This is a genomic window from Carnobacterium divergens (assembly GCF_900258435.1).
Lineage (GTDB): Bacteria > Bacillota > Bacilli > Lactobacillales > Carnobacteriaceae > Carnobacterium > Carnobacterium divergens_A.
Genome location: NZ_LT992558.1, coordinates 1,835,492 through 1,858,014 on the forward strand (window position 1 = coordinate 1,835,492; position 22,523 = coordinate 1,858,014).

Consider the following 22,523-nt stretch of genomic DNA (forward strand, 5'->3'; position numbering starts at 1 on the left):
AAATTTATAAAGTTGATTACAGTTAATTATTGACTTTGCCCATAGTATGCATTTTCACCATGTTTTCTTAAATAATGTTTTTCTAACAAATACTGGGATAGATTTGGGGCTTCTTGACGAGTAAAATATGCTGTTTCCGTATGCATAGCCATCTCTGCTACTTCTTCTAAAATCAAACTATTTTCCACCGCTTTTTTTGAATCTTCTCCCCAAGTAAATGGACCATGCCCTTTGACAATTACCCCTGGAATTGCATGAGGATCTAGCTGATTTTCTCGAAAAGTCTCAATAATGACGTTTCCGGTCTCAACTTCATAGGCTGATTCAATTTCTTGTTTGGTCAATTCTCGTGTACATGGGATACTCCCATAGAAAGCATCTGCGTGAGTCGTCCCGTAAGCAGGAATTGATCTGCCTGCTTGTGCCCAACTAACAGCCCATTTTGAATGAGTATGCACCACCGATTTAATTTCTTTAAAAGCTTGATACAAAATAATATGAGTTGGCAAATCAGAAGAAGGATTTAGCGTGCCACTGATTTTATTGCCTTGTAAATCCGTAACGACCATATCTTGCGCCGTCATCATATTATAAGCAACTCCACTAGGTTTAATGACTACGACACCTAATTTTCGGTTAATTTGACTAACATTTCCCCAAGTTAATTTTACTAACCCATGCTTTGACAATGCTACATTAGCTTTGTAAACATCTTCTTTCATTTTTTTTATCACATCATTCGTCATCTATACAGAAACCTCCTTCTTTTAACAACGGCCGTAAGAACGTTTGCGCTTTTTGAATATCTGAAATGAAGTCCAGCTTATCCTCACTCCACATTTCAATTAAAAAAACCCCTTTATAATCTAAGCGATTTAGCGTTTTAAAACAGCCTTTAAAGTCAACGCATCCCTTGCCAAACGGAACTTTTTTAAACTTACCAGGAAATGTTGGCGTTACGGCTAATGTATCTTTTAAATGGATGGCAACTATCTCTGAAATTCCTATTTCCAATTCAAGACCAACATCATTTTCTGCCCATGCTGTTAAATTCCCCAAATCAGGATAGACTTTTAACCAAGGGGACGAAATCTCTTTTTTTATTTCTAAAAAGCGAGTGATTGAATTGATAAATGGATCATCCATAATTTCAATCGCTAAAATCACTTGTTTTTCGCTAGCAAAAGTGACTGCTTTTTTTAGATTTCGAATAAAATTTTCTCTTGTTTCAACACTTTTTTCTTCATAATACACATCATATCCCGCCAGTTGAATAACACGAACTCCTAAGTCAAACGCTAAATCAATTGCCTTTTCCATCATAATTAATGCCTTTTCTTGCACCATAGGGTCTTTTGATCCTAAAGGATAGCGACGGTGGCCACTTAAACAAATGGACTTAATCGAAACACCACTTTCCCAGATAGATTTTACTATCTCCTGGCGTTCAGCAACACTCCAATTTAATCGTGATAATCGCTCATCGGTTTCATCAATCGACATTTCTACAAAATCAAAGTCTAGTTGTTTGGCAAGCGTTAAACGTTCTAACCAAGTTATGTTTTTTGGCAATGCTTTTTCATATATTCCTATTTTCACCATTTTATTCACCCCAGATACGCTGGATTTCTGCTTTAAATTCTTTTGCTGCAGTAGCAGGGTCCTCAGCTTGCGCAATTCCTCTTCCTGCAATAAAGGTGTACACATCAATCCCTTTAAATAAGTCTAATGATTCTTTCGTTAAACCACCAGTAACAGATACTTTAAATCCCATTCTACTTAATTTACGAAGCTTTAATAAATCTTCTTCTCCCCAACTCTCGCCAGCTAAAAGCGCATCACGACTTTGATGGTAAATGACTTGACTAATTCCCGCTTCCAACCATTGACTAGCTTCCTCAAAAGTCCAATTCCCGTATAATTCTACTTGCAAATCATGAACTTCTTTTAAAGCTGCCTTCATGGTTGGAATCGTTGCACAGCAGATTACTGTCATCCAGTCAGCTCCGGCATCCGTACAATTTTTCGCTACTGTTCCTCCAGCGTCCGCACATTTTGTATCAGCTATAATAATTTTTTTAGGAAACAATGCTCGTAAACAACGAATGGCTTCTACTCCTTCTTGAAGACAAAGAATTGTTCCTACTTCTACAATATCAACAAACGGTCCTGCTTTCGAAATAGAAGAAATAGCTTCGCTTAATGAATTGTTATCTAACGCTATTTGTAAATTGGGTATCGTCATGACATTCTCTCCTTTTTTAAATGTACTGACTAAAATCAGCTTCATCAATTAATTCCAAAACTTCCTCGCTGGTTTCGACTTTTAGCAACCGTTCAACAATATTAGGCAACTCAAAGACTGCAATAATTTGCGGAATTGCTATACTAGTATGAATGGCACTTGAGGTTGCAGCTAAGGTGATTAAGATAGAAATTTCTTTCCCGTCTGAAAAAACAACAGGTTCTTTTAGGACTACTAAACTAAAAGCATCCTGATTCACTCCGTCAGAGGGTCTAGCATGAGGCATTGCAAGACCTGGCATTAAAATATAGTAGGGTCCGTAATGTAAGGTGGAGGCAATAATTGCATCGCTATATTTTTCTTCAACAGCATGACTGTCTACCAATGGTGCTGTTGCAATCTTGATGGCTTCTTGCCAATTTTGAGCATGTTGATTTAATCTAATTGAATTATTTTCTATTAAAGAATTTTTCAATGAAAGCACTATTCTCCACTCCCCTTAACTGGATTCACTTATCTATGAGACAAGTGGCATTAATTTATTTTTAATTTCTATATCGTCCATTAAATTATCTAAACCTAACAAATGCCCTTTCGTTCTGCCATCTAATTCATGAATCAAATGATTAGAAGCCACAATGATGTCGTATCCTCCTGCTTGTGATTTAGCTTCCCCTACGCTACAATACTCTACTTTAAAATCTGCAACTGCTAATTCCTTCAATATTTTTTCAATTTTCATTTTAATCACCATACTTGAGCCCATCCCATTTCCACATGCTGCTAAAACGTTTAACATTCTATTCACTCCATTTCTATTTAATTACTCTAACCCATCGTTATAATCCTTTTTATTTTTTGAAAAATGATACTGTAGTTGCGGAATTGCTAAGAAAAAGAAGCAAATAATAACAAAACCAATGAATCCAAGATATTTCATTAAAACACCTGCCCACGGCCAGAAAAGTTCAAAATCTATGTTTCCATGCCATCCTCCATACTTATATAGCCCAAATAACATTACAGCAAAAGCGCTGATTGAAACTTGTAATACCCCTGAGACAAAAGAGCAAATCATTGCAGCTTTGGTTCCACCTCGTTTATTTGCAAAAACGGCAATCGTCGCATTGTCAAAAAAAACAGGTACAAATCCTGTAATAATTAACACAGGTGATTTAAATACAACTAAGCTTAAAATTGTTATAAACTGACCTATAGCTCCAAAGATAAAACCAAATAATACCGCATTATTAGGCGCAAAATTGTAGGTTGCTGCGCAATCAACTGCTGGCAATGACCCAGGTAAAATCCGATTGGATATCCCTTGAAAACTATTAGTTAATTCCGCTACAAACATCCGAACGCCTTGCATCAAAATGGCTAAATAAACAGCAAAATAGAGAGATTGAGAAATAATATACATTGGGAAAGAAGTCGTTGCTGTAAACGCTGGATTGATTTCCCTTAAATAATCTTCTCCAAGGATTGTCATAATCACACCAAAGAAAAAAAGCATTAACGTTCCTGTTGCTACGATATTATCATGAAAAATAGACAACCATTTTGGCAACTTAATATTCTCTAAATTCTTCTCAGGATTTCCTAGTTTCCCTGCAACCTTGTCAGTTAACCAAACAGCAAACATTTGTTGATGACCGATTGCAAATCCAGCATTTCCTGTAAGTCGCTGAGTTGGTCCCACTGTTAAGTTGGAAGATACTGCCCAATAAAGACCAACAAGAATCCCGACCATAATTCCTCCAGTTAAATTACGAAACTCAGGGAATAAGAAAAAGACAATCCACGTAACAGTCGTTGCTTGTTGAACCATAATATGACCGGTAATAAATAAAGTTCTTAACTTTGTTAACTTTCTAAATAAAACCAATACAATATTTAACGAAAATCCTAGAAGTAATGAAATCATAGTCCATGATGTTGAAATCCCAATATTTTCTAAAGCTGCATTTACTGCATTTAAACCAAAATAGGGGTCAATAACCGCAGCATCCAAATTAAAACGATCATTCAAACCTGCTAATATTGGTCTAAAAGTTGTCACTAAGCCTCCAGCACCTACATTCAAAATCATATAACCAACGGTTGCTTTAACAAAACCTGCAAAGCATTCATAAAGAGGTTTTTTTAATAATACATAACCAATAAAGACAATTATCCCAATAAAAAATTCTGGTTTTTGCAATATATTATTCGCAAACCATTCAAACAGTCCTAAAAATAATGTCATCTTTTTTTCTCCTTTTGTTAGATTTTAAAAGAAAGACTTAATTTTACTATCCGCCATTTTTGAAGTTTTCATTTTTATAAGAAGGAAGGAAATGGTAAATCTGGTTCTACGGCAAAAACATCTTGAAATCCCCTATTAAAATTAAACTCTAACTTATCCTGATCGTCTGGGTAGACAAATTTCCCACCCACTTGCCAAATAAACGGTTTAAATTGATAATTCAGGCGGTTCCTTTTACTGTTCCAAAGCAACATAATTTCTTTTGGATCTGCTTGGAAATTAGACCAAATATCATAATGGACTGGAATCACAACATTCGTGTTCAACGATTCAGCCATCCGAAGCATGTCAACAGAAGTCACTTTATCCGTAATCCCTCTAGGATTCTCGCCATATGCTCCTAATGCTACATCAATTTGATACTCATTTCCATGCTTTGCAAACTGATTGGAATAATGCGAATCGCCTGCATGATAAAGTGTACCGCCTGATGTCACAAACAAATAATTTACAGCAATGTCATCCATATCTTGCGGAAGTTGATTTTTCAACATCATCTTAACTGGTGCCGTGATTAATGCAGTTCGATCAAAAGCTTCTAACGCAATAATTTCAATGTCTTTTACTTTTACTCGGTCCCCTGGTCTCACAACAACACAACGTTCACTTGGCACTCCCCAAGAAATCCATAAATCAACTACACCTTGCGGACCAATAAAAGGGACTTCGTTTGAACAATTTTGTAAAATAGCAGCAGCAGTGTTAATATCTACATGATCTGAGTGAATATGAGTGACAACTAGAGCATCCAATTCTTTGATAGCGAATGGATCGATAACAAATGGTTGTGTTCTTAAATTGGGTTGTAATTCTTCACACCCACTCATTCGTTTCATTTGATGGCCGTCTTTCATTTTTCCATTTCCGTGACTTCGTTTGCCACTTCCACACCATAAATCACAAAGTATATTAGTGTTCTCATGACTTTTCAACCAGATTCCCGTACACCCTAACCACCACATCGCATAGGTTCCTTGTTTAACCTTTGTTTGTGAAATTTCCTCGTTTAACCATGTGCCCCATTCTGGAAAAGTGTCCAAAATCCATGATTCTCTTGTGACTGAATCAATTTTTTTCATAGTACCAATCTCCTTTGTAAGCGTTTTATCTTTCTTCCTTTACTATACTGAGAATTAAATAAGTTAAAAAGTCCATCTTTAGCACATTGATTATGTACAAGAATGGACTGGATCAAAAAAAAACAGAACTAGGATGTTTCTTCTAGTTCTGCTCGGCTATTATTTTGCTTTTAATTCAAGAACAATATCTCTTAGATTTGCTGCTTTTTCAAAATCCAATTCTTTTGCTGCAGCTCGCATTTCCATCTCCATTTTAGTAATCAACTCTTTGCGTTCAGCTTGAGTCAGTTTATCTACCATTGAAGCGGCAATATCGTAATCTTCCGGATCATCCACTGATTTCGTAATTGAAATCAAATCGCGAATCTCTTTAATAATCGTTTGAGGTTCAATGCCATGCTCTTTATTGTACGCAATCTGAGTAGCCCGACGTCGTTCCGTTTCACCAATCGCGCCCTTCATTGATTCCGTCATATTGTCTGCATACATAATAACTTTTCCGTTTGAATTCCGTGCTGCTCGGCCAATTGTTTGCACAAGAGAACGTTCACTTCGTAAAAAGCCTTCTTTATCTGCATCTAATATTGCTACTAATGAAACTTCTGGGACATCGATTCCTTCACGTAATAAATTGATTCCAATCAATACATCAAATTCACCTAAACGTAAATCACGAATAATCTCAGTTCGTTCCAATGTTTTAATATCACTATGCAGATATTTTACTTTGATTCCTACTTCTTTTAAATAATTTGTTAAATCTTCTGACATTTTTTTAGTTAATGTCGTGATAAATACACGTTCATTTCGTTCACTTCGCTCATTAATCTCACCGATTAAATCATCAATTTGTCCAAGAATTGGACGCACTTCAATCACTGGATCAAGCAATCCAGTTGGACGAATAATTTGTTGAACAACCTCTGGGGTACGTTCCAGTTCGTACGGACCTGGTGTTGCCGAGATGTACATAATTTGATTAACATGTTCTTCAAATTCTTCCAATCTCAATGGACGGTTATCTAACGCACTTGGTAAACGGAAACCATAATCAATCAAACGTTGCTTTCTAGCTTGGTCCCCATTAAACATTCCTCGAATTTGCGACATCGTGATGTGTGACTCATCAATCACAATTAGAAAATCATCTGGGAAGAAGTCAATCAACGTATAAGGTGGCTCACCTTTTTCACGACCATCCATATGTCTAGAGTAATTTTCAATTCCTGAACAATAACCCATTTCCAACATCATTTCAATGTCATACTTTGTTCGTTGCTCTAAGCGTTGAGCCTCTACTAGCAAATCTTGACTTCTTAATTCGACTAAACGTTCTTCTAACTCTGCCTGTATTTTTGCAACGGCCTCTCGTGTTTGATCTTCATTTTTAATAAAATGAGTTGCTGGAAAAACAGGAACGTGCTCAATATCCGCTTTTACTTCTCCCGTTAACACATCTACTTCACGAATCCGTTCAATTTCATCGCCAAAAAATTCAACCCGAATGGCTTCACTATCTCTTGAGGCTAAAAAGATTTCGACTACATCACCCCGCACTCTAAATCTCCCACGTTGAAAGTCGATATCATTTCGTTCAAACTGCATTTCTACTAAACGGCGTAACAATTCGTTGCGGTCCATTTCAGCACCTTGTCTTAGCGAAAGAACATGCTCCTTATAATCAACAGGATTTACTAGTCCGTAAATACAAGAAACTGAAGCCACCACAATAACATCTCGTCGTTCTAATAAAGCGCTCGTTGCTGAGTGACGCAACTTATCAATTTCATCGTTTACACTTGATTCTTTTTCAATGTAAGTGTCGCTTGAAGGTACATACGCCTCTGGTTGATAATAATCATAGTAGCTGACAAAATATTCAACTGCATTGTTGGGGAAAAACTCTTTAAATTCTCCGTATAATTGCCCCGCTAATGTTTTATTATGCGCAATTACCAACGTAGGCTTGTTTACTTCTTGAATCACATTGGATACAGTAAATGTTTTTCCTGTTCCTGTTGCCCCTAGTAATGTCTGCTCTTTTTTTCCAGCATGGATTCCTTCTGTCAACAGTCGAATCGCTTCGGGTTGGTCCCCACTAGGTTGATATTTTGAAACTAATTCAAATGTGTCTTTTGGCATTAAAATGAACCTCCTTTTATCTGTACATGGTTCTATCTGGGGTTAATGTTTATGATTTGTTGAGGCACTAATTGCTTTAATAACAGCATTTCTAAACCCATATTCTTCTAAGGCTACAACGCCTTGAATCGTTGTCCCACCTGGAGAACAAACATCATCTTTAATGGCTCCTGGATGTTTTCCAGTTAACAATGCCATTTTGGCGGTTCCAATCAATGATTGTTCTGCTAATAAATAAGCTTCTTCTCTAGAAAGGCCATTCAATACACCTGCATCCGCTAATGCTTCAATAAAAATAGCAATGAAAGCTGGCGAACAACCCGATAATGTGCTGGCACTATTGATTTTAGATTCCTCTAATACTACCGTTTCTCCAACTGACTGGAACAAACGATTGACTACTTCACATTCAGCTTCTGTTAGATTTTCTCCAAAAGTAATTGCTGTCATTCCTGCTTTGATAGACACTGGTGTATTAGGAATGGCTCTTACAATTTTTTTATCTGCACCTAGAATAGCTTGATATTCTTGCAATTCCATGGATGCTGCTAAACTAATAACTAATGTATTTTCAGAAATGACGTCTTTAATTTCAGTTAAAATAGTTGGCATTACTTTAGGGGTAACGGCTAAAATAACCATATCCGCTTGAGCAACTTCTACATTGGATTCTCCCAATACAAAATGTAATTCTTCTTGTAATGCTTGTGCCGTTCCACTTTTCCCACCACTCACAATAACTTCTTCTGGTGAAATAGTCTTTGTTTCTAATAATCCTTTTAATAGCGCTCCACCCATTTGCCCTGCACCAATCAATCCAATTTTTTTCATAAAAGAACCTTCTTTCATTATCGTTTATCTATTCCTCCATTTTAACACAGAACATTTGTTCCGTAAATAAAGACTGACTATTCTTTTAACATAAAAAAACACCACTCATAAATGAATGGTGTTTCCCAAAAAATAAAGCGCCCATCTTATAAAAGAATGAGCGTTCCAAGTCTAATTATTTAGCTAATTTAGCAGTTAAACGAGATTTGTCACGGTTAGCTTTATTTTTATGAATCAATCCTTTTGTAGCAGCCATGTCTACAGATTTGATTGCTTCGTTGTATAATGTTGTTACGTTTTCAGAACCAGCTTCTACAGCTTGTTCGAATTTTTTAATTGCAGTACGCATTGCGCTTTTTTGAGCACTATTTTGTACAGCTGATTTTTCGCTTGTACGTACACGCTTGATTGCAGATTCGATATTTGGCATTTGATTCACCCCACTTTCAATTATTTATAACTAAAATAGCTTTTATTTCAGTTATCTCCAACATGAACTATTATACATAATGCAGAGCGTCATTGCAATATAAAGTGTAAAGTTTTTTTACTTGATAGCTATAAAATTTGAACTAGTTTACGTTACTTATTAAAATTACCGTCTGATGATTCTATTTTAATGCCGAAAACTGTAAGACAAATAGCTCAAATTGCATTTCTTTATCGCCTTTTCCTGTCTTTAAACGATACTCCGTTTCAATCAACCCATGAAACGCATCCTTCAATCCTTTTTCTTCAAATTTTCTAGCTTGTTGTATCGCCAATTTTACTCGGTAGGGGTGGACTTTTAATGCACTCGCAATATCTCCTTGCTGATAGCCTTTTTTTTCTAAAATTTTAACTTGAACTAACAACCGAAATTGGGTCATTAAAATGGCGTTGATTTTGATTGGATCTTCTTTTTGCAATAACAAATCTTGGTATAAGCTTAATGCATCTGAAACTTTCTTATTTAGCACGTATTCAACTAACGCAAAAATATTTTGTTCCAATGATTTTGGTACCAAATCGTTTACTGCTTGTTTCGTAATGGTTTGACTGTCACCTGCAAATAAAAATAATTTAGGTAATTCCCCCATTGCCAAGGAAAGTTTGGCATCTGTCAATTGAATAAATAATTCAAAGGCTTCAGGGCTAATTTGGAAGCCTTCATTAGCAATCGTATCTTTTAAAAAAGCACGCGTTTCTTTTTCAGAAAGTGCTTTTACATCAATCGTTGTTGCGACTTTTTTTACAAGTTTTGTTATTTTTTTTCGTTCATCTAATTTTTCATAGGGAGCAAAAAAAGCAAGAACAGTAAATTCAGGTGGATTTTTCAAATAATTTTCCAACCATACTAAATCATGTTCTAATTTTTGTTTGTTTTTTTCAGCTGTTAAAAAAGTTGGTCTATCAATCATGACCAAACGTTTTTCGCCAAAAAACGGAACGGATTCTGCATCGTCTAATGCTACGCCGACTAAAACTTCCTCCATGTCGTAATTCCCGAAATTCAAATCCATTTCATCTGGTTTTAATACTGCATCAATAAGTGTTTGTTTAGCAGAATCAGCTAAATAAGATTCTGTTCCTAAAAACAAATACACTGGAGCTAATTTGCCTTGTTTTAATTTTGCAATTTCACTTGCATAATTCACGCCTATCCACCACTTTCTTATCCTACACTTATGTTACAAATCCTCTCTATCAATTGCAAGCTAAATTTTATTTATTTTAAAATCGTTTCGAATACATTCGCTCCAACGGTCTTGCCTTTCTTGTTAAATTGATAGTGAATTGCTCCGCTTTTATCAGTTCGGTAAATGTTGACTTTATATTTTTCAAGTCGCTGTAACACTTCTGGTCTAGGGTGTTTAAATCGATTGTTTAGGCCACAAGAAATTAACCCGTATTGCGGGTTTAATTGGTGTAAAAAAGGGTCATGACTTGATGTATTGCTTCCATGATGCCCGATTTTTAATACATCAACTTTTAAAGATGGGTACATCGCAATTAACTGCTCTTCCCCTTCTTTTTCCAAATCTCCTGTAAAAAGCCAGTGAAATTCTCCAATTTTCCCATATGCTACAATGGAATCATTATTTTCGCCAATCCCTTTTTCAAATGGATACACTACTTTTAAATAAGTAGTTTTGGTTTGAAACAAGACATCCCCCTTTAAAGCTTCTGTCACTTTAACCTCTTTTTTTACCAACTGATGGACTATTTCTTTAAACGCTTTTTTTGCAGTTCCGCCCTTTGGAAAAACAAGCTCTTTTATTTTAATTTCTTTCGATAAATCTATTAAAGCCCCCATATGATCCATGTCACTATGAGTGATAATTACTTTTTCTAAGCTTGAAACTCCTTCTGCTTTTAAGGTAGGAATCACTATTTTTTCAGCTATTTTCTGATTGGAATCTTTTTTTTGTTTCCATTTTTCTTGTTTAAAATGAACAGCACCACCAGTATCAATTAAATAGTTTCCTTTATTAAAAGGGTGCTTAATTAGCAAGGAGTCCCCTTGCCCCACATCGATGATTACTACTTTACCATAGGGTTGCAAGAACGGTTGTAGGCTTAGTAAAAGGAAACTACTTAACACTAAAAGACTTGTGGTCAATGTCCATTTTCGACTTTCCCAAGCTAAGAAAAACACTACTAAGCTACTAAACGTAATTAAAATCAAATAAAAAGAAGGAACACCTGTCACAATTAAATAAAAAGAACGAAAGCTAACTTCATCAATTAGTCTTTCAAATGTCACTAAAAAAAATTGAACTATACTAATAAACCCCGTGTAAAGTAACGTACGCCCTATCAAAAATAAACCAACTAATAAAACAACTAAAAGAGGAATTAACCCATGTACTACTAGTGGAACCAACATGATATTCGCAAAGATACTGAACCAGGAAAACTCATTAAAGTGACAAACTAAGACAGGAACTGAAACCAGCATCGCAACCAAAGAAATCCAAATGGATTCAATAATAGGTGTCTGTTTCTTCTTAAGTGGATTTTGATTTAATAAAATCATCACAAAACTAAGCAAATAACTTAATTGAAAGCCTAACGTCATTACGGAATTAGGATTAAGCCAAATTGCAAAAAGCACAACAATACTCCACGAATCTAAAGATGACCATTTTAATCTTAATTTTTTAGCAATCAACGAGATAAGAAGCATCAAAATTGCTCTAAAAACACTTACCGTCCATCCTGCAAAATAGCCATAAATTGGAATAAATGCAATCAAACAATATCCTGTTGTCTCCAACGTAAAACCAAGTCTCACTAAAAAATAGTTCACTCGACTCAATAAAAATTGCAAATGGACACCTGAGATGCTTAACAAGTGCACGACACCTAATGCTTTTAAATTCTTCACTACATCCTCTGATAATTCAGTCCTCTCAGAAAATAACAACGCTTTTAAATAACTCGCTACCTTTGTAGGTAGCCTTTGATCTATAAAACGAAATAACTTTTTTCGATAGCTAATCGTTCCAATGTTCTTTTGTTGCAAGCGACTCTCTTTTTGGGCGCTTATTCGCAAAATCCAATGACACTTTTCTTGAGCTAGATAGCGACGATAGTTAAATTGTCCAAGATTTCGATTGTTTTCAGGGACAATCAATTCTCCGTCAACCACGAGCCTTAATTTAGACACAATTCCCAGCCAATAACGTTGTTCTGCTTCATTTTTCAAACGATAAAACGCCATTACTTTTTCTGTTTTCTTCGTTTGATCACAAGCTAATTCCCCATAGAATTGGACTTGATCCCCATTGATTCGAATAGTATCTGGTAATACAGTTAATTGCGCATGCTTTTCTCCCCCAGAAAGGAATGTCTGATTCGCACCTTCATATAAATAAAAAAACGCGATTGTTAACACTCCTATCATGCAAGATGTTAAAAAAAGCGTATTTTTTTTTAAGAAATACAGACGTATTAAAAAAATTAAACTTAGTACTAGACTAAGCCAATTGAACTTCGTCACTAAAACAACTTCGATTAATAACGAGAAAATAGCAATAAAACACAGATATCCCCTCATCAATACCTAACTTAATGAAGTCTTTCTGTTGAAGAATTTGAATCTGTTTCACCAAAATGGAGTTGAGAAAAATAAGATTTATCTAATGTCACTTTTTGACACTGTACCTGAGCTTTTTCAATTAAATTTAAAGCATAAGGATCATTATGGTAATCTTCTAAATAGTGGATTTTTTTAATTCCTGCTTGTAAAATCATTTTAGTACATGGTAGGCACGGAAAATGGGTTACATAGATTTCTGCATTTTCAGTTGCAACACCAAATTTGGCACACTGTAAAATGGCATTCATTTCAGCATGAATGGTTCTGACGCAATGTCCATCAATCACATAGCAGCCTTCATCGACACAATGAGCGTCTCCAGTCACTGAACCGTTGTACCCACCTGCAATAATTCGCTTGTCACGCACAATCGTTGCTCCTACTGTTAATCTAGTACAAGTGCTTCTTAAAGATAACAATAAACTTTGTGCCATAAAATATTGGTCCCACGGAATTCTTTCTACCATAGTCTCTCCCCCTAACGCTAATTTCTTTAAGTATACAAAAGCCTGTATAAACTTTCAACGCTTTTATTCATCCACTGTTAGTTGATCTTTTAATGCCTCGTAGGTTTTTTCTCCAATTCCTGAAACTTTTTTTAATTCTTCAATTTGTTGAAATGAGCCATTTTCTTCGCGATACCGAACGATGTCTTCTGCTTTTTTCGCTCCAACACCAGCCAGCGTTTGCAATTCTGTACTACTTGCCGTGTTTAAATTAACTTTTGTTTCATTATTGCCTCCTTCTTCATTCATTTCTCCACTTGATTTAGCAGATTCTTTTAATCGTTGTTCCATCGTTAGTTCTTCACCTTCTTTAGGAACATAAATCATTAATTGATCCGTTAAACGTAAGGCTAAATTCATCTGGGATTGGTCTGCTTCTTCATTAAATCCTCCTGCTAAATTAATGGCATCAATCAAACGCATATCGCTTGTCACTCCGTAAACACCTGGGTTCTTAACTGCTCCTTTTATATCGATTACTGCTTTTTCTGGTGAAGCTAGATTCTTTTTTGCTGGGTCTTCTTTTTTTGATTTAAGTTCTTCTTTACTGACAGCTTCCTCAAGTGATTCTGTCACTCTACTTTCAGAGGATGGTGTAGCAAGTAATAAAACAATTATGGTACAAACAATAAGTACAATCGCTAAACTTGAAATTAAAACCGTTAAAAACACCCGATTTTTTTGCAGCCATTCTTTTACATCGTTCATCTTATTTCTCCCTTCTTCTTCCCCCCTTATCTTTATTATTTGCAAAAACGTTCTTTTTTCTTTTTTTAAGGGTTATCTTTATTCATTTTTTTTAAAATAAAGTATAGTGATAGTATAAAATGTTACGTTACACGGCTATAAAAAAAGAGGAGGAATTAAAATGCGTTTAACAAGAATCATTAAACTGTATTTAGCATTTGGGGTTACGTTACTAATTAATGCTTTAGCAACTATTATTCCAATCAATGGGTTAACTACTGGTGAAATTTCGAATCAATTTACGGTTTATTTTACACCGGCAGGGTATGTATTTAGCATTTGGGGCATTATTTACTTGGCTTTGTTTTTATGGCTTTTAAGTTTTTCACTAAAACGACAAGTTCTCACAACGAACCTTTACTGGGGATTTTTAATGAGTTCTCTTGCCAATAGTTTATGGATTTTATTTTGGCAGTATCGCTTTCCTGGCGTTTCAATTTTAGTTATCCTATTTTTATTCGTTTCATTATTATGGTTGTACCGTAGTCAACTGGAAACAGGGAATTCTTGGATTTACCTTCTTCCAATCTCAATTTATCTTGGTTGGGTCAGCGTTGCAACTTTAGCAAATATCAGTTATTGGTTGGTTGCCGTTGTTGGAATCCATCCCTTCTTCCAAGGAATTGTTGCTTTGATTTTCTTAGTTTTAACAACCGTGATTGGTTTTGGTGCACTTCATTATTTACGAAATTGGGCAATCGTTGGCGTTTATTTATGGGCCTTATACGGAATCTTTATTCACAACCTAGCAATCAATTGGTTTATCGCTATTGTAGCCTTAGGTTTAACAATTCTCTTGGCTGTGGTAACGATTGGTTATGTGATTGAAGCAATAAAAAAACGACCTAAAGAATCTTCAAAAAAAGAAAAAAGAGTCCTTTAGCATAAAAAACCTCGAAAAAATGAGTGCATCATTTTTTCGAGGTTTTTTATTTTTCTAAATACGTAATGGCATCTTGGAACGTTTTAATTGGTACGATTTTCATTTTTGTATTTATTTTCTCAGCTGCGAGTTTAGCTTCTTCATAGTTTGTTTTAATTTCGGGATATTTCTTTTTGATTGCTGGATCAATCTCGTCGTTTGGAGCAAAAAAGATGGTAGCACCTTCTTTACTTGCTGCTACAACTTTTTTATCAATTCCTCCAATACGCCCAACTGTTCCATCAGGTGCAATGGTTCCAGTTCCTGCAATTTCTCTGCCTCTCCGCAAGTCTTGTTGTTTTAATTGGCTATAAATTTCCAAAGTAAACATCATTCCTGCTGAAGGTCCGCCAATTTTATCCGTGTTCACATCGACTGGAATAGCTGTTTTAATCGTCGTATCATCGACTAAACTAATTCCAAGTCCAGCCTTTTTATCAGCTTCCATTTCAATTAAGGGGGCTTTTACTGTTTTTTCAACACCTTGACGCTTAAATTTAACTTGAATCGTTTCGCCAATTTTCTGTTTTTTTACATAATCAATGAATTCTTTAGAACTTTTGAATTTTTGATCATTTAAAGAAACAATTGTATCTCCTGGTTGCAACAACTCTTTAAATTTAGAATTTTTAGTAATGGACATCACATAAACACCGTTGTATTCCGTTTGATAGCTTTCCCCAGCCGTTTTAAAGGCTAGCTCTATCGCGGAATTAACGGAACTTGTCATATAATACTGTTGCAAATTGTTAAATTCTTGGTTCGATTCGACCTCTCCGTATAATTCCGCCTTCGTTACGCCTTCATGAAAAGGCAAGAAGCGCATAAAGTATAAAAGTGGCGTAGCCCGTCTAATAGCAACGGTTGTCAACATAAAACGACCTTTTTCTTTATCCTCTTGATGATTCACCGTCACCATTTTTGATAAACTGACCGCATCTCCTGGCGATTCAATATAATAAGGAATCGGCACTGCTACACCAAGAACAAGAACTACTAAAATTAATGGTAAAACCCAATTAAGTCGCTTCTTTTGTTTCATCTCATTTCCTCCATCAAGCCTTTTAAGGCTTATATTTCAGTTTAATGGCTTGATTAATAGCCGCTGGTACAAGTTCTGAAACGTCCCCACCAAATTTTGCAACTTCTTTGATTAAACTTGAACTCAAAAAACGGTAGCGTTCATCTGCTAGTAAAAAGACTGTCTCAATTTGACTATTTTGTAATTTATTCATTGAGGCTATACTAAATTCATACTCAAAATCAGTCACATTACGCATGCCACGCACCATTGCACTGACTCCTAGTTTCGTAGCCAGATCAATTGTTAAACCACCTACATGCGCAATCACCTCAACATTAGGAATGTGTTTTGTTGCTTCTTTAATCAACGAAATTTTTTCATTTGAATCAAACAGGGATACTTTAGATGTGTTGGTCAGTACAGCTATAATTACTGTATCAAAAAGCTTTGCCGCGCGTTCAATCGTGTCGACATGTCCATTGGTCAATGGATCAAAACTCCCAGGAAATAGGGCCTTATTCGTCATTCTTTTTCACCTGCTTCAATTTCATAAATCATAATTTTTGTAATGCCGTATCTTTCTTGACGAATTAACGTGGCGGTTTGAATTTTATCTGGTAAATCGACTTTTTTTTCTACTTCACAGATAATTAAGCCCTTATCTACAATCAAATGACCTGTAATTAATTTTTCGATTTGATTCACAATTTCTTGTTTTAGATAAGGTGGGTCTAAAAAAACCAAATCAAACGTTTGTTGTTTGGAACGGAGTAAATCAATGGCCCGATTGGCATCGTTACGATAAACCGTGAATTTATGACTTTCTTTCGTCATCTCAATATTTTCTTTAATTGTTTTTAATGCTAAAGGGTCTTTGTCAATCAAAACGGCCGTATCCATCCCTCTTGAAACCGCTTCAATAGAGAGCCCTCCGCTTCCTGCAAATAAATCTAAACAACTTCCACCATCAAAGTAAGGGCCAATAATATTAAATAGCGATTCTTTGATTTTATCGGTTGTCGGTCTGGTATTAGTACCAGGGACTGCTTTTAAACGTCTCCCACCATATTCTCCTGAAATTACACGCATTGATTGTGACTTCCCTTCTTATTTAAACATTCATTTATCAACTTTTTTCTTTACTTGTTTAGTTTAGTTGACTGGAGTTGTTTTTGTCAATATTGTTTTCAGCTAAACCAAAAAGAGGCCACCGAAATGGCCTCCTCTTTTAATCTACTTATCACACGACTTCTAGTGGGTCTTTTAACAACAACTCATTTTTCCCTTCAATCATGTTGATTTCTTCAATTTCTTCTACTTCTTTACGTGTTTTTCGGTGACCAATTCGTTCACTGAAATTCATATTAATCAACGGGCGGTATGACACTTCCACTTTGCGAACAAAGTGCAACCCATTTAACTTTTTCTCAGCAACTTCCACATCGTCACGATCAATGTAAATCACAACATACTTCATTTTTTTTGACACGTAATGAATTAAACCAAAGCGCTTCAAGGTTTTGAGATGGCGGAGGCTATATACCCAAACAATCATTCCTTGTCGTTCATTTAGAGTCAATTCCATTCTTCATCCTCCTATCCACAACCGCAACTTCCCCCACTACTACAACCACTTTTGCCAGTTGTAAAAAACGGATTGCCTGCAGGAACTTTTATTGTATCAGAAACTGCTTTAGCAAGCGTTAGACTAATTTCATCTAATATCGTTTGTAAATCCGTTTCTAGTAAACGATAGCGATACACAGCTTCATCTGTATCCATTTCTCGCTTTAGACGTCGTACTTCACGATTCAATTCTTTGTAATCTGGCGCGTACTTTCCATATGCTTCAATCGCTTCAAAAGCTGATTTTGCTTTATTAAATGCATGTATTTTTTGTTGAGCTATCGTGTCTTCTTTCAGAGTAACTTTTGCTAAACAATAATCGATTCCAATTTTACTTTCCATAATGTTTTTCACTAAAGTCAATGCCTCTGTTTCTACTTCTAGATATTCTTGAGTTACAATCATTAGACTCCTTCTTTCTACATTATTACTTATAGTATAATCGGAAATACAATTCGTTACAAGTCGCTATTCAATAAAAGTAACGCTTCATGTTTCTGGTAGCCCATTCCTATCGAATTAAATTGTTTGCTCATCAATAGCTCTCTTTGACTTTCTATGCTAAATAGCGAACCTATCGCCCAAGTAACATCGGTGGTTTGATTGAAATAGATTGGTTGAAGTTCTTTAACATCGGATTGGTTTTTTGATAAAAATTCTCCGATTTTCTTTTCGGATAACGTATTACTGGTTGTTGCTTCTTCTAAAGGTTTGGTGTATGTTGCAAAAATCTGACTAGCCAACGCATTTAAATCAGGATTCATTTCTAAAATTGGTACTTTATTTCGCCTTCTCAATACATTAATAATTTCAAAGGCTTCTTGTTGGTTGCCTTGATTTACTGCATTCCAATCTAAATTATCTTGACTAACTGAAGGGGTAGGTGTTTTTGACACCACTTCATAAAGATTTAAATACATCAGGATGGATACATCTAAATAACGTATCCCAATGACTTTGTTTGTAAATTGATCCAATATCAAAATAGCAAAAGTACCGTTGTCAAACGCAATCAACGGATGATTGTTCATGTCGCTTTCAGATAACTCTAGCTCGTAAGTATCTTCATTATATTCCACTTCAAAGTTAGGGTAAAGCGTTGCTGTGCTATAGATAGAATCAATCGTCATTCCTATTTTGAAAGGCGCGACATCTAAGTTGGTTCCTAAAGCAAAAATAGTCACAATTTTTCCATCTTTAACGCCTACTTGTAGATAATCTTTATCTTTTTGATTGTAAATCCACCACTGAAAATCGTACGCCGTCTCATCTTTACGAACGGGCTCACCAAATTGTTGCGTAAATAAGTCGATTGATATTCCAATGTAATCTGCCAAGCCATCAACAGGAACCGTTTTTTGAACCATTCCTGTTTTGGTTTTTTTCGCAACTTGTTCGTTCGTTTTTTGTTGATTTTTATTCGTCGGTGTTTGTGTAGCAGAGTTAAAAACAGGTAAAGCATAGACAATTACCATGGCAACAATAAATAGTGGAATTGTTCTTAAAAATGTCTTCATGTGTTTTTAACCCTCATTTCTTTAACCCGTTTCTTCTATTATCCACTTATCTGGCTTTCATTTCAATCAATAAATCACCAGTCTCAATCAAATCACCATTTTGAACGTAAATTTGATCAATCACGCCCTCAAAGTTTGCTTGAATCGTTGTCTCCATTTTCATCGCTTCAGTAATTAAAATAGGTTCTCCACTCTTAACTCGATCCCCTTTTTTAACTAATACATCTAAAACAGAACCAGGCATTGTTGCTCCCACATGTTCCTTGTTAGTTGGCTCCGCTTTTTTACGAAGAATTGCCGTACCGGTTACACTCATATCTTTAACAACAACTTCTCGACCTTGACCATTTAATTCAAAGTAAATAATGCGCATCCCTTCAGAATCCGGTTCACCAATTTGAATCAGTTTTACAATCAGTGTTTTTCCTTTTTCAATTCGAACTTCAACAGATTCTCCTGTCCGCATTCCATGGAAGAATGTTGGCGTATCTAATAACGTCACATCTCCAAACTGATCGTGCATTTTGCAATAATCTAAGAAAACTTGAGGATACATAATATAACTTAGAACATCTTCTTGAGTAGGTTCACTGCTTATTTTTTCAGCTAATTCTTTTTTCACAGCTTCAAAATCAACTGGCGCTGCCAAGGCACCTGGACGTACAGTGATTGGTGTCCGATCTTTAACAATTATTTTTTGCAGCTCTTTTGGAAATCCTCCTGTTGGTTGACCTAAGTCTCCCATAAAGAAGCCAATTACAGAATCAGGGAAATCAATTGTTGAACCTTTTTCATAGACATCTGCTTCACTTAGCTCATTTTGAACCATAAACAAGGCCATATCTCCAACAACTTTTGAAGAAGGTGTTACTTTAACAATATCCCCAAACATTAAGTTAACGGTAGCATACATGGCTTTAACTTCTTCCCAACGCTCGCCTAATCCTACTGCTTTAGCTTGCTGTTGAAGGTTTGAATACTGACCGCCTGGCATTTCATGCTGGTAAACTTCTGTTTGCGGCGCGCTGATTCCATTTTCAAAATCACTATAATAAGTACGCACGTCTTCCCAATAATGATTTAATTGTTGCACATTTTCAATAGCAATGTCTGGTGTTCGATCGCCATTTACTAAAGCATAATACAAACTACTCATACTAGGTTGACTAGTCGCACCACTCACAGCACTCATCGCAACGTCAACAATATCTACGCCTGCTTTAACTGCTGAAGCGTAGGTGAAAATACCGTTACCACTAGTATCATGAGTATGCAAGTGAATCGGTAAATCAATGGCTGCTTTCAGCTCACTGATCAATCGATAGGCAGCTTGCGGCATCAATAACCCTGCCATATCTTTCAACGCAATAATATGCGCTCCTTGTCGTTCTAATTCTTGTGCCATATCAATGTAATATTGCACGGTATATTTATCTCTGGTTGGGTCATTGATGTCCCCCGTATAACAAATAGCCGCTTCTGCAATTTTACCCGTGTCACGCACAACTTGAATGCTTTTTTCCATTTGTGGAATCCAGTTTAAGCTATCGAAAATACGGAATACATCCACACCATTTTGAGCCGCTTGTTGGATAAAGGCTTCAATGACATTATCTGGATAATTTTGATAACCCACTGCATTTGAACCTCTAAATAACATTTGGAATAACGTATCTGGCATTCTACGACGTAATTTTCTTAATCGCTCCCAAGGATCTTCTGTTAAGAATCGGTACGCAACGTCAAATGTAGCCCCACCCCACATTTCTTCTGAGAATAATTGTGGAATTCCAGCTTGAGTTTCTTCTGCAATCGTTACAAAATCCTGCGTTCTCACTCTAGTTGCTAATAAACTTTGATGGGCATCTCTAAAGGTTGTATCTGTTAATAACACTTGATTTTGCTCTCTAACCCAATCAACGACAGCATCTGCCCCATCTTTATCTAGAATATTTTTAGCACTGACATAGGGTTCATTTGGTAAAATCAATTTTTGTGGTTTACGAGCTGCTGCTAAGAATTTCTTCTCATTTTTTTCAATTCCAGGAAACCCATTTACGGTAATATTGCTAATGTATTTCATCGTTTTATTTCCACGGTCACGAATTTTTGAAAATTTAAATAGTTCAGGGGTTGTATCAATAAATGTTGTTTTGGCATTTCCAGATAAGAATATCGGGTGTGAAATAACATTTTGCATAAACGGAATATTTGTTTTAACTCCACGAATTCTAAATTCTTTTAGTGAACGTTCCATTTTTTGAACCGCTAACTCAAACGTCATTGCTTGCACACATACTTTGACTAGTAATGAGTCAAAAAATGGCGAAACTACACTCCCTTGGAACCCGTTTCCTGCATCTAAACGAATGCCAAAACCACCTGGTGAGCGATACGTGTCAATTTTTCCAGTATCTGGTAAGAAATGATTCATCGGATCTTCCGTTGTAACACGGCATTGAATTGCTGCGCCGATGATTTTAATATCTTTTTGTTGAGGCAACTGCATTTCTGTGAACAGATTTTTGCCCATCGCAATTTGCAACTGAGATTGAACGATATCAATTCCAGTAATCATTTCAGTAATGGTATGTTCTACTTGAACACGTGGATTCACTTCAATAAAATAGAATTTTTCGCCTTCCAACAAAAATTCAACGGTTCCCGCATTGACATAGTGAACATGTTCCATTAATTGTACGGCAGCTTGACACATTGCCTCTCTCAAATTATCTGGAATGGATACACAAGGAGCTACTTCTACTACTTTTTGATGACGTCTTTGAACCGAACAATCACGTTCATATAAATGAATGACGTTTCCATGTTGATCCCCTAGAATTTGAACTTCAATATGTTTTGGATTGGAAATGTAACGTTCTACATAAACTTCGTCACTTCCAAAAGCCGCTTTAGCTTCACTTTTTGCGCGATCATAACTATCTTTTACTTCTCTTTGAGAATGAGCCACACGCATTCCTCGACCTCCACCACCTAAAGCAGCTTTAATCATAATAGGATAGCCATGTTCGTTAGCGAATTCTTCTACTTCTGCAAGACTTGAAACAGGTCCATCTGTTCCTGGAATGGATTGAATATTGGCAGCAATAGCTGCTTCTTTTGCTTTTATTTTATCACCAAAAATGTCTAAATGATGTAAGTCAGGTCCAACAAAGGTAATGCCTTCTTCTTTACAGCGTTTTGCAAATGAAAGATTTTCTGATAAAAATCCATATCCCGGATGAATGGCGTCTGCTCCAGCATATTTAGCAATGCGGATCATATCTTCAATATCTAAGTATGCTTCAATAGGTTTTTTCCCTTTTCCTACTAAATATGCCTCATCTGCTTTAAAACGGTGAACAGAACTTGCATCTTCTTGTGCATAAACTGCTACTGTATCTAAATGTAACTCCGTACAGGCTCTAAAAATTCGAATCGCGATTTCTCCACGGTTAGCCACCAATACTTTTTTCATGACCCCACTCCTTA

At 35.9% G+C, this 22,523-nt stretch carries 22 protein-coding genes; 1 reads left to right on the forward strand and 21 read right to left on the reverse strand.

Translation table 11 applies throughout. From position 1 onward, the window contains the following. Positions 1-26: 26 nt before the first annotated feature. From CDIMF43_RS09240 to CDIMF43_RS09305, 14 genes are all read right to left on the reverse strand, one after another. Positions 27-746 carry an L-ribulose-5-phosphate 4-epimerase gene (locus CDIMF43_RS09240; RefSeq protein ID WP_109841835.1) on the reverse strand — a complete coding sequence of 240 codons (720 nt, stop codon included), beginning with the start codon at positions 744-746 and terminating at the stop codon, positions 27-29. After that, a complete protein-coding gene (locus tag CDIMF43_RS09245) occupies positions 736-1,602 on the reverse strand; it encodes an L-ribulose-5-phosphate 3-epimerase (RefSeq protein WP_074402551.1) in 867 nt (288 codons plus the stop codon). The genes CDIMF43_RS09240 and CDIMF43_RS09245 overlap by 11 nt, the downstream gene beginning before the upstream one ends. A 1-nt stretch (position 1,603) precedes the next feature. After that, positions 1,604-2,245 carry a 3-keto-L-gulonate-6-phosphate decarboxylase UlaD gene (locus CDIMF43_RS09250; protein WP_109841836.1) on the reverse strand — a complete coding sequence of 214 codons (642 nt, stop codon included), beginning with the start codon at positions 2,243-2,245 and terminating at the stop codon, positions 1,604-1,606. A 16-nt stretch (positions 2,246-2,261) separates the two neighbouring features. Next, positions 2,262-2,729, reverse strand: coding sequence for a PTS sugar transporter subunit IIA (locus tag CDIMF43_RS09255; RefSeq protein WP_074402549.1), 468 nt, complete (start codon positions 2,727-2,729; stop codon positions 2,262-2,264). Positions 2,730-2,762: 33 nt separating this feature from the next. Next, the gene (locus CDIMF43_RS09260) at positions 2,763-3,044 is read right to left on the reverse strand and encodes a PTS sugar transporter subunit IIB (RefSeq protein WP_109841837.1); all 282 of its coding nucleotides are present in this window, start codon (positions 3,042-3,044) and stop codon (positions 2,763-2,765) included. Between the two features lie 24 nt (positions 3,045-3,068). After that, the gene (locus tag CDIMF43_RS09265; RefSeq protein WP_074402547.1) at positions 3,069-4,493 is read right to left on the reverse strand and encodes a PTS ascorbate transporter subunit IIC; all 1,425 of its coding nucleotides are present in this window, start codon (positions 4,491-4,493) and stop codon (positions 3,069-3,071) included. Positions 4,494-4,567: 74 nt separating this feature from the next. Next, positions 4,568-5,632, reverse strand: a complete 1,065-nt coding sequence (ulaG, locus tag CDIMF43_RS09270) for an L-ascorbate 6-phosphate lactonase (protein WP_074402546.1) — start codon at positions 5,630-5,632, stop codon at positions 4,568-4,570. Positions 5,633-5,791: 159 nt separating this feature from the next. Further along, positions 5,792-7,774, reverse strand: coding sequence for an excinuclease ABC subunit UvrB (gene uvrB, locus CDIMF43_RS09275; protein ID WP_109841838.1), 1,983 nt, complete (start codon positions 7,772-7,774; stop codon positions 5,792-5,794). A gap of 42 nt (positions 7,775-7,816) precedes the next feature. Continuing rightward, complete coding sequence (gene proC / locus CDIMF43_RS09280) at positions 7,817-8,605, reverse strand: pyrroline-5-carboxylate reductase (protein WP_074403090.1); 789 nt, start codon at positions 8,603-8,605, stop codon at positions 7,817-7,819. 175 nt (positions 8,606-8,780) lie between these two features. Next, a complete protein-coding gene (gene rpsT, locus CDIMF43_RS09285) occupies positions 8,781-9,035 on the reverse strand; it encodes a 30S ribosomal protein S20 (protein WP_034569326.1) in 255 nt (84 codons plus the stop codon). A gap of 181 nt (positions 9,036-9,216) precedes the next feature. Next, positions 9,217-10,242 (reverse strand): DNA polymerase III subunit delta, encoded by a 1,026-nt coding sequence (holA, locus tag CDIMF43_RS09290; protein WP_109841839.1) that lies wholly within the window; start codon positions 10,240-10,242, stop codon positions 9,217-9,219. Positions 10,243-10,313: 71 nt separating this feature from the next. Continuing rightward, positions 10,314-12,647 carry a DNA internalization-related competence protein ComEC/Rec2 gene (locus tag CDIMF43_RS09295; RefSeq protein ID WP_109841840.1) on the reverse strand — a complete coding sequence of 778 codons (2,334 nt, stop codon included), beginning with the start codon at positions 12,645-12,647 and terminating at the stop codon, positions 10,314-10,316. 11 nt (positions 12,648-12,658) lie between these two features. Further along, on the reverse strand, positions 12,659-13,156 hold the full coding sequence (locus CDIMF43_RS09300; protein ID WP_074402543.1) for a ComE operon protein 2: 498 nt from the start codon (positions 13,154-13,156) through the stop codon (positions 12,659-12,661). Between the two features lie 63 nt (positions 13,157-13,219). Next, the gene (locus tag CDIMF43_RS09305) at positions 13,220-13,903 is read right to left on the reverse strand and encodes a helix-hairpin-helix domain-containing protein (protein WP_109841841.1); all 684 of its coding nucleotides are present in this window, start codon (positions 13,901-13,903) and stop codon (positions 13,220-13,222) included. Positions 13,904-14,063: 160 nt separating this feature from the next. Between CDIMF43_RS09305 and CDIMF43_RS09310 the strand changes: the two genes are divergently transcribed. After that, on the forward strand, positions 14,064-14,825 hold the full coding sequence (locus CDIMF43_RS09310; protein WP_074402541.1) for a TspO/MBR family protein: 762 nt from the start codon (positions 14,064-14,066) through the stop codon (positions 14,823-14,825). Positions 14,826-14,871: 46 nt separating this feature from the next. On the opposite strand, the gene CDIMF43_RS09315 is transcribed toward CDIMF43_RS09310, so the two are convergent. The 7 genes from CDIMF43_RS09315 to CDIMF43_RS09345 all read right to left on the reverse strand — a co-directional run bounded on the left by CDIMF43_RS09315 (position 14,872) and on the right by CDIMF43_RS09345 (position 22,509). Next, positions 14,872-15,906 carry a SepM family pheromone-processing serine protease gene (locus tag CDIMF43_RS09315; protein WP_074402540.1) on the reverse strand — a complete coding sequence of 345 codons (1,035 nt, stop codon included), beginning with the start codon at positions 15,904-15,906 and terminating at the stop codon, positions 14,872-14,874. 22 nt (positions 15,907-15,928) lie between these two features. Further along, entirely contained in the window at positions 15,929-16,414 is a 486-nt protein-coding gene (coaD, locus tag CDIMF43_RS09320; protein ID WP_109841842.1) for a pantetheine-phosphate adenylyltransferase, read from the reverse strand. Continuing rightward, on the reverse strand, positions 16,411-16,977 hold the full coding sequence (rsmD, locus tag CDIMF43_RS09325; RefSeq protein WP_074402538.1) for a 16S rRNA (guanine(966)-N(2))-methyltransferase RsmD: 567 nt from the start codon (positions 16,975-16,977) through the stop codon (positions 16,411-16,413). Before rsmD ends, coaD begins: the two co-directional genes overlap by 4 nt. Before the next feature lie 151 nt (positions 16,978-17,128). Next, the gene (locus CDIMF43_RS09330) at positions 17,129-17,473 is read right to left on the reverse strand and encodes a YlbG family protein (protein ID WP_074402537.1); all 345 of its coding nucleotides are present in this window, start codon (positions 17,471-17,473) and stop codon (positions 17,129-17,131) included. 11 nt (positions 17,474-17,484) lie between these two features. Next, positions 17,485-17,919 carry a YlbF/YmcA family competence regulator gene (locus CDIMF43_RS09335; RefSeq protein ID WP_074402536.1) on the reverse strand — a complete coding sequence of 145 codons (435 nt, stop codon included), beginning with the start codon at positions 17,917-17,919 and terminating at the stop codon, positions 17,485-17,487. Between the two features lie 53 nt (positions 17,920-17,972). Next, the gene (locus CDIMF43_RS09340) at positions 17,973-19,031 is read right to left on the reverse strand and encodes a CAP-associated domain-containing protein (RefSeq protein WP_074402535.1); all 1,059 of its coding nucleotides are present in this window, start codon (positions 19,029-19,031) and stop codon (positions 17,973-17,975) included. Positions 19,032-19,077: 46 nt separating this feature from the next. Next, entirely contained in the window at positions 19,078-22,509 is a 3,432-nt protein-coding gene (locus CDIMF43_RS09345; RefSeq protein ID WP_074402534.1) for a pyruvate carboxylase, read from the reverse strand. Positions 22,510-22,523 lie beyond the last annotated feature (14 nt).

Bases quoted from the DNA above. Each gene is read 5' to 3' on its own strand.
- CDIMF43_RS09240 (WP_109841835.1), bottom strand. From the start codon at position 746: ATGACGAATGATGTGATAAAAAAAATGAAAGAAGATGTTTACAAAGCT.
- CDIMF43_RS09245 (WP_074402551.1), bottom strand. From the start codon at position 1,602: ATGGTGAAAATAGGAATATATGAAAAAGCATTGCCAAAAAACATAACT.
- CDIMF43_RS09250 (WP_109841836.1), bottom strand. From the start codon at position 2,245: ATGACGATACCCAATTTACAAATAGCGTTAGATAACAATTCATTAAGC.
- CDIMF43_RS09260 (WP_109841837.1), bottom strand. From the start codon at position 3,044: ATGTTAAACGTTTTAGCAGCATGTGGAAATGGGATGGGCTCAAGTATG.
- CDIMF43_RS09265 (WP_074402547.1), bottom strand. From the start codon at position 4,493: ATGACATTATTTTTAGGACTGTTTGAATGGTTTGCGAATAATATATTG.
- ulaG (WP_074402546.1), bottom strand. From the start codon at position 5,632: ATGAAAAAAATTGATTCAGTCACAAGAGAATCATGGATTTTGGACACT.
- uvrB (WP_109841838.1), bottom strand. From the start codon at position 7,774: ATGCCAAAAGACACATTTGAATTAGTTTCAAAATATCAACCTAGTGGG.
- proC (WP_074403090.1), bottom strand. From the start codon at position 8,605: ATGAAAAAAATTGGATTGATTGGTGCAGGGCAAATGGGTGGAGCGCTA.
- rpsT (WP_034569326.1), bottom strand. From the start codon at position 9,035: ATGCCAAATATCGAATCTGCAATCAAGCGTGTACGTACAAGCGAAAAA.
- CDIMF43_RS09295 (WP_109841840.1), bottom strand. From the start codon at position 12,647: ATGAGGGGATATCTGTGTTTTATTGCTATTTTCTCGTTATTAATCGAA.
- CDIMF43_RS09300 (WP_074402543.1), bottom strand. From the start codon at position 13,156: ATGGTAGAAAGAATTCCGTGGGACCAATATTTTATGGCACAAAGTTTA.
- CDIMF43_RS09305 (WP_109841841.1), bottom strand. From the start codon at position 13,903: ATGAACGATGTAAAAGAATGGCTGCAAAAAAATCGGGTGTTTTTAACG.
- CDIMF43_RS09310 (WP_074402541.1), top strand. From the start codon at position 14,064: ATGCGTTTAACAAGAATCATTAAACTGTATTTAGCATTTGGGGTTACG.
- CDIMF43_RS09315 (WP_074402540.1), bottom strand. From the start codon at position 15,906: ATGAAACAAAAGAAGCGACTTAATTGGGTTTTACCATTAATTTTAGTA.
- coaD (WP_109841842.1), bottom strand. From the start codon at position 16,414: ATGACGAATAAGGCCCTATTTCCTGGGAGTTTTGATCCATTGACCAAT.
- rsmD (WP_074402538.1), bottom strand. From the start codon at position 16,977: ATGCGTGTAATTTCAGGAGAATATGGTGGGAGACGTTTAAAAGCAGTC.
- CDIMF43_RS09330 (WP_074402537.1), bottom strand. From the start codon at position 17,473: ATGGAATTGACTCTAAATGAACGACAAGGAATGATTGTTTGGGTATAT.
- CDIMF43_RS09335 (WP_074402536.1), bottom strand. From the start codon at position 17,919: ATGATTGTAACTCAAGAATATCTAGAAGTAGAAACAGAGGCATTGACT.
- CDIMF43_RS09340 (WP_074402535.1), bottom strand. From the start codon at position 19,031: ATGAAGACATTTTTAAGAACAATTCCACTATTTATTGTTGCCATGGTA.
- CDIMF43_RS09345 (WP_074402534.1), bottom strand. From the start codon at position 22,509: ATGAAAAAAGTATTGGTGGCTAACCGTGGAGAAATCGCGATTCGAATT.